Origin of the sequence: Ensifer sp. 22460, assembly GCF_052044935.1 — a bacterium.
In the GTDB taxonomy this organism is placed as follows: Bacteria; Pseudomonadota; Alphaproteobacteria; order Rhizobiales; family Rhizobiaceae; genus Ensifer.
Genome location: NZ_JBQENZ010000034.1, coordinates 29,013 through 44,105, shown reverse-complemented (window position 1 = coordinate 44,105; position 15,093 = coordinate 29,013). Strand labels below are relative to the sequence as shown.

General features: G+C 62.4%; 14 protein-coding genes. 6 read left to right on the top strand and 8 right to left on the bottom strand.

The window, feature by feature from the left end:
- Positions 1-28: 28 nt before the first annotated feature.
- The 8 genes from ACTJKM_RS31035 to ACTJKM_RS31000 form a co-directional block, all read right to left on the bottom strand.
- Entirely contained in the window at positions 29-1,390 is a 1,362-nt protein-coding gene (locus tag ACTJKM_RS31035; protein ID WP_082663593.1) for an O-acetylhomoserine aminocarboxypropyltransferase/cysteine synthase family protein, read from the bottom strand.
- A gap of 45 nt (positions 1,391-1,435) precedes the next feature.
- Positions 1,436-2,473, bottom strand: a complete 1,038-nt coding sequence (locus tag ACTJKM_RS31030; RefSeq protein WP_058328065.1) for an isopenicillin N synthase family dioxygenase — start codon at positions 2,471-2,473, stop codon at positions 1,436-1,438.
- Positions 2,474-3,092: 619 nt separating this feature from the next.
- Complete coding sequence (locus ACTJKM_RS31025) at positions 3,093-3,329, bottom strand: hypothetical protein (protein WP_058328064.1); 237 nt, start codon at positions 3,327-3,329, stop codon at positions 3,093-3,095.
- A 120-nt stretch (positions 3,330-3,449) separates the two neighbouring features.
- Complete coding sequence (locus ACTJKM_RS31020) at positions 3,450-4,175, bottom strand: TfuA-like protein (RefSeq protein WP_058328063.1); 726 nt, start codon at positions 4,173-4,175, stop codon at positions 3,450-3,452.
- Positions 4,172-5,359 (bottom strand): YcaO-like family protein, encoded by a 1,188-nt coding sequence (locus ACTJKM_RS31015; RefSeq protein WP_058328085.1) that lies wholly within the window; start codon positions 5,357-5,359, stop codon positions 4,172-4,174. The genes ACTJKM_RS31020 and ACTJKM_RS31015 overlap by 4 nt, the downstream gene beginning before the upstream one ends.
- A 72-nt stretch (positions 5,360-5,431) precedes the next feature.
- A complete protein-coding gene (locus ACTJKM_RS31010; protein WP_057251314.1) occupies positions 5,432-5,653 on the bottom strand; it encodes a hypothetical protein in 222 nt (73 codons plus the stop codon).
- 32 nt (positions 5,654-5,685) lie between these two features.
- Positions 5,686-7,557 (bottom strand): hypothetical protein, encoded by a 1,872-nt coding sequence (locus ACTJKM_RS31005; protein WP_058328062.1) that lies wholly within the window; start codon positions 7,555-7,557, stop codon positions 5,686-5,688.
- Positions 7,558-7,584: 27 nt separating this feature from the next.
- Positions 7,585-8,031 carry a helix-turn-helix domain-containing protein gene (locus ACTJKM_RS31000; RefSeq protein WP_057251312.1) on the bottom strand — a complete coding sequence of 149 codons (447 nt, stop codon included), beginning with the start codon at positions 8,029-8,031 and terminating at the stop codon, positions 7,585-7,587.
- Positions 8,032-8,503: 472 nt separating this feature from the next.
- Between ACTJKM_RS31000 and ACTJKM_RS30995 the strand changes: the two genes are divergently transcribed.
- The 6 genes from ACTJKM_RS30995 (at position 8,504) to ACTJKM_RS30970 (ending at position 15,024) form a co-directional block, all read left to right on the top strand.
- On the top strand, positions 8,504-11,008 hold the full coding sequence (locus ACTJKM_RS30995) for an SH3 domain-containing protein (RefSeq protein WP_440661581.1): 2,505 nt from the start codon (positions 8,504-8,506) through the stop codon (positions 11,006-11,008).
- Positions 11,009-11,114: 106 nt separating this feature from the next.
- A complete protein-coding gene (locus ACTJKM_RS30990; protein WP_440661580.1) occupies positions 11,115-13,235 on the top strand; it encodes a mechanosensitive ion channel domain-containing protein in 2,121 nt (706 codons plus the stop codon).
- A gap of 41 nt (positions 13,236-13,276) precedes the next feature.
- Positions 13,277-13,636, top strand: coding sequence for a hypothetical protein (locus ACTJKM_RS30985; RefSeq protein WP_063893374.1), 360 nt, complete (start codon positions 13,277-13,279; stop codon positions 13,634-13,636).
- The gene (locus tag ACTJKM_RS30980; RefSeq protein ID WP_245296165.1) at positions 13,624-13,752 is read left to right on the top strand and encodes a hypothetical protein; all 129 of its coding nucleotides are present in this window, start codon (positions 13,624-13,626) and stop codon (positions 13,750-13,752) included. The genes ACTJKM_RS30985 and ACTJKM_RS30980 overlap by 13 nt, the downstream gene beginning before the upstream one ends.
- Positions 13,753-13,857: 105 nt before the next feature.
- Entirely contained in the window at positions 13,858-14,697 is an 840-nt protein-coding gene (locus tag ACTJKM_RS30975; protein WP_440639065.1) for a transglycosylase SLT domain-containing protein, read from the top strand.
- 51 nt (positions 14,698-14,748) lie between these two features.
- The gene (locus ACTJKM_RS30970; protein ID WP_112996895.1) at positions 14,749-15,024 is read left to right on the top strand and encodes a hypothetical protein; all 276 of its coding nucleotides are present in this window, start codon (positions 14,749-14,751) and stop codon (positions 15,022-15,024) included.
- The last annotated feature ends 69 nt before the right edge of the window (positions 15,025-15,093 follow it).

Here is a 15,093-nt window from a genome sequence, read left to right as displayed (position 1 = left end):
CCGCGGCAACTCCTGCAAAAGCGTTCGATCAGGCGGCGTCAATCGCCTGCTTGATGTCGGCGATAATATCGTCCGGATGCTCGATGCCGATCGAAAGCCGGACATAACCCGGTGTCACGCCGGTCTTGAGCTGATCCTCCTCGGTAAGCTGCGAATGCGTCGTCGTCGCCGGATGGATGGCAAGCGAGCGCGCGTCGCCGATATTGGCGACATGGTAGAGCAGCTTCAGCCCGTCGATGAAACGGCGTCCCGCCTCGCGTCCATCCTTCAGTTCGAAGCCGACCAGGGCTCCAAAGTGTCCATTCCGGAGATACTTCTCGGCGCGAGCCTCCGCTTCGCCCTCCTGGAATTTTGGAAAGATTACGCGCGCCACTTTCGGGTGGGTGCGGAGGAACTCGGCCACCTTGATCGCATTCTCGTTGTGCTGGCGGATTCTGAGCGGCAGCGTCTCCAGGCCCTGGATGAACTGGAAGGCGTTCAACGGACTGATGGCGGCGCCGAGGTCGCGCAAGAGAACCGCGCGGGCACGCAGGATGTAGGGATGGAAGGCGATCGCCTCGGCCTTTTCCAGCCAGGTCTTGCCCTGGTAGCTCGGGTCCGGCTCATGCAGGTTCGGGTGCCGCGCCTCATGGTCGTGCCAGGGGAAGCGGCCGCTGTCGATGATCGCGCCGCCGATCGAGGTGCCGTGACCGCCGATATACTTCGTCGTGGAGTAGACGACCACTGCGGCGCCGTGATCGAAGGGGCGGATCGTCAGCGGTGCGGCCGTGTTGTCGACGATCAGCGGAATGCCGAAGCGCCGGCCCACCTCGGCGACCTCGGCAATCGGGAAGACGTCAAGTTTCGGGTTCGGCAAGGACTCGGCATAGTAGGCGCGTGTCCTATCGTCCGTCGCCCGGGCGAAGGCCTCCGGGTCGGCGGCATCGACGAAACGCACCTCGATGCCGAAGCTTTTGAGCGTCGCGGCAAAGAGCGCCCAGGTTCCGCCATAGAGGCCGGCGGCGCTGACGACGTTGTCGCCGGCGCGCGCAAGGTTCAGCAGGGCGAAGGCGGATGCCGCCTGTCCCGAGCCGAGTGCCAGTGCTGCTGCCCCGCCTTCGATTTCCGCCAGCCGCTGCTCGAAGGCGTCCTGCGTCGGGTTGGAGACACGGGTGTAGAGATGCCCCGGAGCCTCGAGCGCAAAGAGCTTGTCGGCGCCATCCGTGCCCGGCAGCTGATAGGAGGTCGTTTGGTAGATCGGCACGGCGACGGCGCCGCTTGCCGGATCGAAGCGATAGCTGCCGCCATGGAGCGCCAGCGTTTCCGGATGCAGCCGTCCGCCGGTCTCGCGCAGCCCTGTCGGTGCCTTGATCTCGGCTGCTGGTTCCTCCGGCTTCTGATGGATCGTCATGCCATTTCTCCTTGGCTCTCGGGTTGATCGGCGCTGTCCGGTCAATCAGGCGGGCACGGCCGCCTTCTGTTGTTCCAGCAGGTCTGCGTGGTGCTCGGCGGCGACATCGGGATGCGAGCGCAGCCGGGATTTCAGCACGTTGCGGCCGACCTCATGGAAGAGCGGGTTCTGCGGATCCTGGGTGACGCCGCGGACCTCGGCCGCAAGCTCCGGCGGCAGGTCGAGCACCGGGATGGTGGAGGCGAGGTTGGCGCCGAGGAAGAAGGCGACGGAAAGCCGGTCGCCGCCTGCCGGTGGCGTGACCACGCGGTGGATGTTGGCGAGCAGATAACCGTTCGATGCCAGTTCCAGCAGTTCGCCGACATTGATGACGAAGGTGCCGCGTTTCGGCGGCGCGTCGATCCAGCCGCCCTTGCCGTCATCGACCTGCAAACCGCCGACCACGTCCTGCAGCAGGATGGTGACGAAACCGCCGTCCTTGTGGGCGCCCACCCCCTGGTCGCTTTCCGTCTTGTCGCGGCCGGGATAGCGGATGATCTTCAGGAGCTGGTTGGGGCCGTCGCGGTAGATCGGCCCGAAGACATCGGGCTGCTGGCCGAGCGCCTCGGAGAAAATCTCGATCAGGCGGATGCCGAGCCCGGTGACGGCGTCTATGTAGGCGAGGATCGCCGGCTTCAACTCGGGCAGGGCTTGCGGGAACTGGTTGGGGCCGACCAGCCGCTTCCACGGCGCATCCTCCGGCTCGACCTCAAGGCTCTGGCGCTCGGGGCCGAAATCGACCTGTTCGCGCCAGTCCTGGGTGCCGCGGGTATATTCGAGCCCGGCGCGATTGTAGCCGCGGAAATGCGGCGACTTGCGCATCTCGATTGCCAGCTTGTCATCCTCAGGCAGTGCGAAGAAACGCCGCGAAAGCGAAAGGATACCGTCGATCTCTTCCTGCGGAATCCCGTGGCCTTCGAGATAGAAGAAGCCCACCGAGCGGGCAACGCTGCGCAATTCATCGAGCGCCGTCGCCCGCTCGGGGTGGCCCGCCGCAAAGCGCGAAAGGTCGAGGACGGGTAGGGTAGGGGTGGTCTGGCTCAAGATAGTCTCCGTTGTTTCGTTAGGCGTGCCGCTGGCTCCCGAAACCCGCGGATTAAGCGGAGCGAGCAGGGGCACATCGAAGGACTTCAGGTGAGGCCGGCGGATGCGGCAGCCGCCGCAGTGCCTATTGGTCGCAAGAGGGTGCTGCGCGACAAAACGCTGGTCGTTGAACGGCGTTGGCTCATGGCATCCCCGCTTGTGTCGAGTGGTTCAAGCCTAACCGGCGGCGCTAATTATTCAATAATATCTATGGAAATTATGGACTAAATACCGCGCGTCAGGCGAAGCAAACATTCGAACGGGCTGAGGTTCCGGGGAAATTCCGTCCGTCCTCTTCCATCTCGCCCTGGCGAGCGTCGTCGCGTCGAAATTGAAATATCCGACAACTGCACGGTGACGCAGCGGCGGAGCCGCAGTGCCGTCACCTTAAGCCGCGCCGTGCACATCGCAGCAGGCGAACTCGCTTGCAGGCGGAAAATGAAAAGCCCCGTTTTGCATTTCTGCAAAACAGGGCTTTGTAACGATTGGGTTGATCAGATCATTCCATCGTCCCGGAAGACGGAGGACGATCCTTCACGACTGCGCAATTCTGGACGCAGAACGCCCGAACTTGCTGGCCTCAGCAGCGGCCGAGGCTTGGCCGCGTCAGCAGTTCGTTGGTCAGATGTGCGCGCTTGTCTCCGCATTCCTCTGCCTCCTTGAGCAGCGATGCGAGCGCCAGTTCGAGGCAGTATTGCACACCTTCGACATTGAGGGTCTTGGCGGAGTCTCGCGCATAGGTGACAAGGCGAGCCAATGCCAGAAGCTCCTTCTCCTTGTCTTCCGGTTCCACCGGTACAGCAAATGAAGACAGCATGATTTTCCCCAGCTCCCTATGGATCAGCCAGATCCAGTTCAGCGTGACCAATCATAGCCTGACTGCGCGGCAGTGCGCGTGACATGAGCGTGACACACGTTGTATGGGAAAACCACGCGCTTAAGATGAAGCGTCAGGTTGACCGGACAACCTCTTCCACATGCTGGTAGAATTGAATTTCCAGTCTCGTGCCACAACCGTTCGTTGGTTTGGCGCGTTGTGTAGTGCGTCGAGCAAAAGCAGCGCATCGATACGTTTCTGATCGACGAATTCGGCGGCAAGCAGGTCTGCGAGACGCGTGCGGTCTATACCGGCAGGAAGGCCCGCGCGCTCGACAACCGCGGCCCAGGTGCGCTCCTTGTAGAAGACGCCGGTTGCCGCGGCGCCGACCGCCGCCACCGCTTCAACAGAAAGCAGCTGGCGATCCGCCAGGCGTCTGAGGGTCACGTCCACATTGACGAGCGGCAAGGTCAGCGGCAGGTATCCAAGCTCAGCCGGACCATGGATCAGGGCGACATCGGCATCGTCCACTCGCTCGCCTTGCGCATATTGCCGATAGATCTCGCCGATACCCGTCATGCCGAAGGGAGCGCATTCGGCAGCGCGAAGCGCGCCCATGCTGGCTGCCCCGAAAACCTGAACGCCTTGCGTCAGCGCGTAGAGGATCTCCTTGTGCCAGACCGGGGCGACCTGTTCGAAATTGCCATCGACCAGACCGATAACCGTCGCACCACGCTCGGTCGCGCGGAGAATGTCGCCCTGCACGGCAGGCGGCTGGAGAGTGATGGCGGCGCCCGCAACGCGGCGCGCGTCCGGCAGGGTCGGTCCGACGAAGGCGACCTTCATCCGACCTCCAGTGCGCGTGCCAGCGCCCGTTCTCCGAAACGGCGCTTGCGCAGCCCGTCGGGGTTCTCGAGGCCCGGAACGAGAACCTTGACGACAGAGAACGGCACGGCGCCTTCCTCCACCAGCGGTACGACCACAACCGAGCGGATACGCGCCTCCTCGAGCCGCTGGATTGCGAACCGCAGCAGCGCGTGCGGTCCGCCCTCGGCGCTTGATGGCGGCGGTGGCTTCCTTTGCGGGACCGCCTCGAACAGGCGCTGCGTCTCGCCCGGAAGGGGGCGGGTAAAGGTCTCGGGAAAGACGTCGTCGCGGGCCCCGCTGATATAGGTGAGCCTTGACTGGGCCGCCTCCGTCACGGCGCGGATGGCGGCTCTGCGCGCCACCGGATGCGCTCCGTGGCCGATCGTCACGTCGTGGTACCGAGGTTGCCGCGCGTTCAGAATGCCGGCATCGGCTAGTGTCGTGGCATAACAGGGGACGGCAATGTCGCTGGTCATGTCGAAGAGGCGCAGTTGCAGTCCGCAAGTCGCGATCTGCCGCGCCATCCGGTCGAGGATCGGGTCCTCGAACGATGCCGGATCAATGCAACTCCTGAGCTTTCCGCTCAGCGGCAGCAGACGCCAGAGCGTTTCGGCGTCGCGCTCGATGCGCTCGAGCAGACCGTGCAGAATGGCTTCGGTCTCGGTGTTGCCGGAGGCAAGGCCATCGGAGGATAGCCAGTACCGGCAGCCCTCGATGGTTCTGTCGAGGGTGGTCGCATGAAGCGGTACCCATGTGGTGGCTTCGTCTGCGAGATCGAAGCCGCGAAGCCAGGCGACCGTCTCATCGTCGCCGAGGTCCGGCTGGCCGGTGGCCACCAATCCTGGGAGCGTCAACGCCCGATCGCCGTTTTCACATAATGTCCGTCGGCTCGCCATCCGGGTCGGCACTGCCGGCGCGCAGGCAACGGCGCGTTCGATCGCCTCCATGGCGGCCGAAACCTTGGCGTCATTGTCGGTGATGCCTTTTCCTTGATTGATGACGATCGACCGCGCGTTCGGGGAAATGGCGCTCCAGACCGGGATCCCGATCTTGTCGAGCCCGGTCAGGCGTGCAAGCCTGCTGACGCCGAATGTCGGCAAAAACGGTTCGATGCGCCGAAGGGTCTCTTCGGGCGAACAGGCGCGGTCGCTGTATGAAAGCACGCCGGCCGTGGGATAACCGAAACAATCATCCGACGGCCGGTCAATTCCGGTGACTTGCGCCACCTGTCGGCGCTAGCCGTCCATGAACCCGCCGGAAACCGAACCGGACGAGGCCGCCACCACAGCGAGGTTCACGCCCTTGTGCACTGTTGCGCCACCGTTGACGCGCAGATCGTTGGCCGCTGCCAGCGGTCCTTGGGTCGGCGTCGGGATTTGCGTCACCGTTCCCGCGTCCAGATCCGCCATCCAGAGCCTGTCGTCGCCTGCCACGCCAATTACCACCACTTTCGCCATTTACCCCTCCTGGCTTTCGTTGAATGAAGACGTCAAAAACCTGCCTTGCGCAGGCCCTCGCAATAGTGGACCCGCTGCCACTCTTCCCTGAAGGGAACGATGGCCATCCATTTGTCGAGATCAAAATCCGGGTGTACGTCGAATGTTTTGCGGACGAATTGGCGGGCCTTTTTCTTGTTGCCAAGCATGCCCCAACTCGCGGCCGACAACCGGTCTGCAGGCGTCGGATCGCGCATACGCTCGATATACGCGATCGCCTGCTCGTACTGGCCAAGCGAATAGCTGGCGCCGGCTGCAGTCCAGAAATATTCGTCCGGTGCGATCGGGTTGAGGTCGAGTGCCGCCTGGATCTTGCGTAGACCACCTTCCGGACGCGAGGCCTGCACCAGCGTGTCGGCATAGCTTGCGATCACGTTGGCATGCTGGGGGCTGAGCGCCTCCGCCTTGTCATGGTACTCCATGCTTTCATCGAACTGCCTCAGATAGAGCTTGACCACACCGAGCTCGCGATAGCCCGTTGCCAGCGTGTCGTCGGCCCCCACCGCGTCGCGCGCATGCCTTTCCGCAAGCGCCAGCAACTCGCTGTCACCACGCGCCGTCAACAGCCACTCGAAGAAGTAGCTGCGCGCCAGCCCGCTCATCGCCGGCGCAAAGTCGGAATTCTCGTACAGCGATTCACGGAAACTCTTGCGAGCGCGCCGCACTTCCGGAAGGTTCAGCTGCTTGAGATAGCGCTGCCCCAGCAGGAAGCTGCGATAGGAGCCGACATTGGTTTCGTAGGTCTTGCGATGCGCCTCGTTGCGTTCCACCTGGCTGGCGATGGCATAGGCGATCTGGCGTGCGATCTCCCGCCTGGACGTCATCAGCCCGTCGCCGTCGAGATTGAAGCGGTCAGCCCAGATCACTTCGTCATTGGCAAAGAAGATCAGCTGCGTGAATAGAGTCAGCCGGCTGCCCTCGTCCGTCAGGCGAGTGTCGAGGATGTAGCTGATGGCGTGCTTCTGGTAGGTGTTTGCCTTGTCGGCCTGGAGGCTGATTTGTGCCGCCGTGTAGGGGGCGATGACCGAAACCGACCGGAGCGCGCAAAGGCCGATGGTGACGTCCTCGATCAAGGCGCCAGCAAACTGGGTGGCGGGACTGTCGATTGCTCCGTTGCTCGGCGGCAGCAGCACGACGCGCGGTGGACGCAAGTCCGCGGCCGCCTCGGAGGCCGGCGCAAAGATCGTCGAGGCTGGCCGCCATTCCGCGATGGCTGGAGCAACCGGCGCATTGCTGTGTGCAAGTGCTCTCGCTTCCAGGTGATTGCCTTCCAGCTGAAACACCTGGGTCAGGATCTTGCGCACGTCCTCGTCGAGCGGATTGCGCTCGAGGAGCCGCGCTGCCGCGGCCTTGACCAGCTTGCGATGGCTCTTCGCCGCTTCCGGCGCGGCTGCGATCAGGCTTTCGCGCAAGAGCGTCATGTGTTCGCCGCGCTGCCGTTCGATCCAGCCGTGCAGCGCTTGCCCCTGGGACTTCAGATCCTTGAGAAAGTCCTCCTGGAATGTCGTTGCTGCCAGTTGGAAGCGGTTGAGCGCATCGCCCGGATCACGACTGATTTCATCCAGGTCGCTCTGCAGTCGATCGACGTCGAGTCCGACCGACGATGGAGAGAATCTCAGGAAATGACAGCCGAGTTCGCCCTGCCGTGCACTAATCCGGGAGATCGTCTTGCGCAGATTGACGAAGGCCTGACTGGGAACGACTTCGTCCCACAACAGCTTGGCGATATCGTTTCTCGATTGTTCGCGATATCCGCCGACGATCAGATAGCAAAGGATAAGCAGACCCTTCTCCGGGAACGTCACTTCGCGCCCGTCCTTATCGACGAGACGCAAGCGCCCGAGGGTCTGCAGTCTGAATGTCATCCGGTCATTCCTGTCGGGTGCAGGCGCTTATCCGTGCAGATCCTGGGCGTGGCTGGTCCCTGTACGGGTGCTCTCCGTCTCGGGCGTCTGGGCGACGGCGGCGACGAGCGAGATGATCTTCTTGCGCAGCACCGGATCGGTGATCTTCAGGAAGGCGCGATTGAGAGCGATGCCTTCCTTCGACGAAACGAAAGAGGAGATTTCGCTCGGCTCGCGCGTCGTGTCGCCGTTGCGGGCAGCGGCGTCGTCGCCTTCCTGGAAGAAGAAGCTTGGATGCACGCCGAGGATATCGGCGATCGCCTGGAGACGGCTGGCGCCGATGCGGTTGGTGCCTTTTTCGTACTTTTGAACCTGCTGGAATGTGATCCCGAGACCGTCGGCCAGCTTTTCCTGGCTCAACCCGGCCATCAACCGACGCATCCTGACGCGGGAACCGACAAAGACATCAATCTGGCTGGGGGCTTTTGTGTTCACTTGTATTTCCTCCGCACGTAGGAATGGTCAAATCATACATATGAGTTTGCTTGAATAAATCCCCCGATGCAATCACTACGGGCTAAAACGCGGAGATTTGCGGCGCCGTCCCGGTTTTCCAGGGGATGAGCCGGACGATGCTGCCGTCATCGGGGCGCAAGCGCGCGAATTGTGACGGGTCGAGTGCGTCACGTTGCCTCGATCGCGGCCAAAATACGAAGGGCCCCGCGCGAATCGATCCTGCGTCAATCTGCGTTCGGCGGCCCGAAGGGAGGCTCATGGCCGGGCCTCATCGTCCCTTTTCAACGGCCTGTTACGGTCGCCGTTACTGTTACGTACTTGTGCTGCCCCCGATGCCGAAGATGCTGCGATCATACCGGTCCGATGTCCGCTCCTCACCTGCCAACAACGTGGCACAGGCGGCGACAGCACGGTGCCGGTTCGGATTGATGCTAGACGCCGGAGAACCGTGATGCGCAGATTGACCCTGGCCTTGACCCTTTTCGCGATTGCCTCCGTTCCGGCCGAGGCCGGTCCGGCTACGACAAACGCGTCCGTCAATTTCCGGGAAGGGCCGGGCACCGGCTTCGACAGCCTCGGCACGATTGCGGAAGGCGCGGAAGTCGACGTCAAGGAATGCGACGATGGCGGCACATGGTGCGCGGTGAGCTTCAATGGCCAGAACGGCTTCGTCAGCGGCAAGTATCTGAACGATGCCGATCCCAAGGGGCTCGGCTGGCCACGCGCCTTCAAGACCGACAGCGGCGCGACCATTACGCTCTACCAGCCTCAGATCAACGCTTGGAAGGACTTCACCGATCTCGATGCGTTGATCGCCGCCGAATACAAGCAGTCCGACGATGCCAAGCTGATCTATGGCGTCATCGGGGTGACAGGCAGGACCGACGCCGACAGCGCATCCGGCCAGGTCGTCGTATCGGACATCAAGATGACGGAGATCAATTTTTCCGTCCTCGACCGGAAGGAACTGGTGGATCTCGCCCTCGAGGTCGGCAAGCTGATGCCGGTCGGAACCATCACGGTGTCAGAAGACAAATTGACGGCGAGCTTGGCGGACTACGAGCGGCTCGGCAATGTCGAGGGGCTGAAGGCTGACGCGCCGCCGATTTTCGTCAGCAAGGCGCCGGCGGTGCTGCTGCAGACCGACGGCAAGGCGGTGTTCGCGCCGGTCAAGGGTGTCGAAGGCCTGTCCTTCGCGGTCAACACGAATTGGGACCTGTTCAAGTTCGATGCGGACAGCAGCTATTATCTGCGCAACGACAAGGCGTGGCTGCAATCGAAGGACCTGGCCTCGGGGTGGCAGCCTGCAGCGTCCCTGCCGGACATTTTCGGCAAGCTTCCGGACGACGACAACTGGAAGGATGCCAAGGCGGCTATTCCGCCGCAAGCGGACAAGGCCGTGGCGCCTGACGTCATCTACTCGGACAAACCCTCCGAGTTGCTTGTCTTCGACGGCGAGCCGAAGCTGGAGCCGGTGCCCGGCACGGGCCTCAAGGTCGCGACCAACAGCGAGAGCGACGTCTTCTATCGCGATGCGGATTCCAACTGGTACATCCTCGTCTCCGGTCGCTGGTTCTCGAGTTCCTCCCTCGACGGTCCGTGGACCTTCGCAACGCGCAAGCTTCCCGAAGATTTCCAGAACATCCCGCAGGACGCGGCCTATTACACGGTGCGTTCGTCGGTTCCCGGCACATCCGAAAATGCAGAGGCGCGGCTGAAGGCAAGCATCCCCGAAAAGGCGCGTGTGGCGCTCGACGGTTCGGTCAAGGTGGACGTGGCCTATAGCGGCGATCCGAAATTCGAGAAGATCGACGGCACCTCGCTCGCCTACGCCGTCAATACCAACGAGACGGTCATCAAGGTCGGTGACAAGTATTTCGTGGTGAAGGACGGTGTCTGGTTCGTCGGCGATACGCCGACCGGACCCTTCAGCGTCGCTAAGGCGGTGCCCGACGCGATCTACAAGATCCCGCCATCCTCGCCCGTCTACAACGCCACCTATGTACGGATCTACGAGACCGAGCCCGACGCGGTCTGGTTCGGCTACACGACGGGCTATCTCGGTGCCTATCTCGCCTGGGATACCTTCGTCTACGGCACCGGCTGGTACTATGACGATTATTGGGACTATGGCTGGGCTGGCGGCGGCTACTGGCCCTATTATCCGCGTCCCGTGACCTATGGCGTCGGTGCGTTCTATAACCCGGCTGTCGGAACGTTCGGCCGCTACGGCTATGCCTATGGGCCTTATCGCGGCATCGCCGCCGGTGCGGCCTACAATCCGCGCACCGGTACCTATATGCGAGGCGCCGTCCGCTACGGGCCGAACGGTGACCGAGGCTTCGTCGCCGCCTACAATCCGCGCACCGGCAACGCGGCGATCGCCCGTGGCGGACACAATGTCTACGGGAGCTGGGGAACGGCATCCGTCAAGCACGGTTCCGACTTTGCGCGCGTTTCCGGCGGTTCGACTGCGGCCGGAGCGGTGGCCCATTGGCGCACGTCAGACGGCAACCATGGTTTCGTCGCCGGTGGCAAGGGTGGCGACGTTTACGCCGGGCGCGACGGAAACGTCTATCGCCGCGACGACGGGCAATGGCAGAAGCACACGCCTGACGGCTGGCAGCCGATCGACAAGCCTTCCATCCAGGACAGGGCCAAGGCGGGCGAACAGTTTTCCGCCAGGCATCCGGACGCTGTCCAAAACCTGAACCAGCGGATCGAATCCGGTCAGGGAGCACGAACGCTGGACCGCGCGCCCGATCATCTGGCCATCGACAATATCGGCCGACAGCTCGGTAATCAGCGTTCCTTCGAGCGTCAGTCCTTCAATCAGCGGCCGCTGAACTTCCCGAGCGGTGGAGGCGGTTTCCACAGTGGCGGCGGCTTTCAGGGAGGCGGTGGCTTCCACGGTGGGGGAGGCTTCCATGGGGGCGGCGGTTTCCGGCGCCGTTGATCCGCGGCGAAAGGGCGTTGGTAGAACCGCCTACAGGTATGTTAGCATTTGTAAAAGTTGAGAATCATGCCGGTCGGGGCCGGCATGATCCCTGGGGGTGGTCACAATGGGCTGTGTCGGGTCGTCGCGTCGTTTTCTGGGGCCGGTCTTCGGCCTTCTCGCGTTTCTTTCAATTATCTTCGGTCCCGTTTCCAAGGGGTTTGCGCAGGAGGCGGCGCCCGCCGCGCCGCCCGCCAAGGTCCAGCAACTGATCCAGCTCCTCGACGATCCGGAAGTGAAGCAGTGGCTTTCGACAAAACAGGCGCCTGCCGCGGCGGCGACCGAGGCGCCTGCGACGGGGATTGTCGCCCGGTCGACGGCCCAGATCAGGCGCCATCTGACAGGCATCACCAATGCGGTGCCGCGCGTTATGCCCGAGATGCAAGCCGCGCGGGATCGCCTCGCCGGCGACATGGAAAACCACGGTGCCGCCCCGATCCTCAAGGGGTTCTTCTTCATCCTGCTGATCGGCTACGGTGCCGAGTATCTGCTGCGTTGGGTGCTGGGGCGCAGCCTGAAGGGTGCGGTCCTGACGGGGCCGGCCCGAACAATCCTGACACGGGTTCTGCCGCTCATCGTTTTTGCGGCCGCCAGTATGTCGGTGCTCGCCATTGCCGATTGGCCGAGGCGGCTGGAGACCACGATTGCGCCGTTGCTCGGGGCCTGGATCGGCGCCCGCCTGCTGATGATCATCGCCTCGGCTGTGCTGACCGGTGGACCGGCCAGCGAGGGGAGTGCAGATGGGCGGGCCGGCTATATGTCGCTGACGGCGGATGAGGCCCGCTTCTGGCACCGGCACTGGTTGTGGCTGATCGGCGCTGCTGCCCTGGTGTGGGGTGTCGGCGATGCGATGCACGCTCTTTCCATTCCCCCCGATGTGCACGATCTCATCGCCGCGGCTCTCGGCCTGGTGGTCCTGGTGCTCGGGATCGTGACGGTGGTGCGCCGGCCAGTCGGCGCGGTCATCGGCTCACGCCGCATCGTCGGTAACGTGTTGTTGATTGCCTTCCTGATCGTGCTGTGGATGCTTTGGGTCGCCGGCATGGACGTCCTGTTCTGGATCGGCCTCTACGTGATCGGCATACCGCCGCTGCTGCGCTTCACCAGCGCCTTCACCAAGACCTTGCTGGATGCCTCCGCCGAAGACGATACGCGTGTCATGCGCAACATCTTCATCGAGCGCGGCGCGAGGCTGCTGGTTATCGCTCTGGCCGCCGGCTGGCTGGCACTCGTCTTCAAGGTCAGCGCCACTGCCATGATGCACGACGACGCCTTCAATCGGGTTGTCCGAGGGGCATTGGCCGGCATCGTCATCCTGCTGGCGGCCGATCTGGTCTGGCAGCTGGTGAAAGGTTTCATCAATCTGCGTGTCAAGCAGGCCAATCATGCGACCGAGGACCCGGCCGAGCGCGCCCGCAACACCCGTCTGATGACATTACTGCCGATCCTGCGCAATTTTCTCGCGGCCTTCATCGCCATCGTGGCGGTGCTGATGGTGCTCTCGGGTCTGGGAGTGGAAATCGGTCCGCTGATTGCCGGCGCCGGCGTTTTTGGCGTCGCGATCGGCTTCGGTTCGCAAACGCTCGTCAAGGATGTCATCAGCGGTATCTTCTATATGATGGACGACGCTTTCCGCATCGGCGAATACATCCAGAGCGGCAGCTACAAGGGCACGGTCGAATCCTTCAGCATCCGCTCCGTCAAGCTCCGGCATCACCGTGGCCCGGTCTTTACCGTGCCTTTCGGGTCGCTCGGCGCAGTCCAGAACATGAGCCGTGACTGGGTGATCGACAAGTTCCTGATCAACGTTTCCTTCGATGCCGACGTCGCTAAGGTGAAGAAGGTGGTGAAGGGCATCGGAGCCAAGCTTCTCGAGGATCCGGATATCGGACCTCTGATCTTGGAAACGGTGAAGATGAAGGGGGTCGAGAATTTTGGCGACTACGGTATGACCTTGAGTTTCGCCATGAAGACGAAGCCGGGAAGCCAGACCCAGGTGAGGCGTCGGGCTCAGGTCATGATCAAGGAAGCCTTCAAGGAAAACGGCATCAACTTCGCCTCTCCGACGGTGCAGGTGGCGGGCGACGAGCAGCAGCAATCCGCTGCGGCCGCTGCCGCGACCCGCGATGCCATCGAAAAGAAGAAAGCTGCGGCCGTCCTTGCCGAAGGCGGTGCGCCACAGGAATAGCCTTTATCATCGAGGTTTCTCGGGGGCATGGGAGGCCGGTCATGAAACGCCTGCTTTTGGTGGCAATGCTCCTCGTATTTTTCGGGGGGGATAACGGCTGGGCGCAATCGAACGAGCAATTCGTTCGGTCGATGTTCGTTCCGCACACGGACGACTTCGACGGGATGGAAAAGCGACGCGTGATCCGTATCATCGTACCGTTCAGCAAGACGATCTACTTCATCGACCGTGGCCAGCAGTTGGGTACGGCCGTCGAATTCGGGACGGCGCTCGAAAACGAGCTCAACAAGGGCCGCAAGAAGCAGATCGACAAGATCCGCGTCGGTTTTGTACCGATGCCGCGGGCGAGACTTCTGTCGGCGCTGGAAAAAGTCTCGGCGATATCGTCATGGCGAACCTGACGATCACCGAAACACGGCTTGCCGAGGTGGATTTCACGGCGCCGCTCTACGACGAAGCCAAGGAGGTTCTCGTCACCGGCCCATCCGCGCCCGCAATCGCCAGTCTTGTTGCCTGAGCGGACAGGAAATCCATGTGCGCCGCTCGAGCAGCTACTTCGAGCACCTGGCGGCCCTGAGTGCCGGTTTCGAAAAGTCCGGCCGCCCGACTGTTGCTGAAGGACATGAATGAGAACCTGGAAGACGAAGACGTCCTGGAGATGATCAATGCCGGCCTGCTGCCGTGGACGGTCGTCGATATGTACAAGGCGAACATCTGGTCGAAGGTCTTCACCGACCTCAAGGTGCGGGAGGACATCGCTGTGTCCGATCACGGCGAAATTCGCCTGGGCGATCCGCAAGGACAGCCCGAAGCTCAAGGCGTCGGCACCACCTTCGGCAACATCTTGAAGAACACCTACTACAAGGGCGACAAGATGCTGAAGCGTGCCTATGATCCGGCGGATGTCGAACGCTTCAAAGTGCTGGTCGAGATCTTCCGCAAGCACGGAAAGACCTATTCCTTCGATCACCTGATGCTGATGGCGCAAGGATACCAGGAATCACAGCTCGATCAGTCCAGGCGCAGCCATCGCGGTGCTGTCGGCATCATGCAGCTCCTGCCGTCGACCGCAGCGGACAAGGCGGTCAACATCCACGGCATCGACAAGGACGAGAATCTGAATGTCGAAGCTGGATCCAAGTATCTGCGCTTACTCGTCGATACCTACCTCAACGACCCGGCCGTGACCCCGCGAGATCAGTTGCTGTTTGCCTTCGCGGCCTACAATGCCGGGCCCGGGAACCTGCGCAAGTTCCGGGCAAAGGCCAAGGATATGGGGCTCGATCCGAACCTCTGGTTCGGCAATGTCGAAAATGCCGCCGCCGCGATCGTCGGGCGCGAGACGGTTCAATTTGTCAGCAACATCTATAAGTATTATGTGGCCTATAGCCTGCTGGACGCCCATGACGCTGACGCAGCCGCGGCGAAAGTCGAAAACAACTCGGCGGCCACCGCGCCATAGGCGTGCGGCGCACGTGTTCTCGCGAGATGTGGAGGTCTCGAAATGGTCGCGATGAAAAGCAACTCGCCTGTGAGGCGGTCGGCTGCCCTTCTTTGCCTTTTCGCTCTGATGCTCGCCAGTTGTACCACGCCAGATATCGAGCCGATCCCGGGCAGCATCACCTATGGTGGACAGCCCCGCACGAAGCTGACGAAGGCGCCGGTGGGCAGCATCGTCCCGCACCGCTTCACGAGCGGCAACAGTTTCGTTCAGGAGACCTACGTCATTGAACCGGATCGCACGCTTAGACTTATCCGACGCGACTACTATGATCTGCCGATCGATTGACGAACCGGTTGTGCGTAGGGAAACCCGTTGGTTGACAGTCTCGGGCGGAGGCGCGATAGCTCGCTGCGG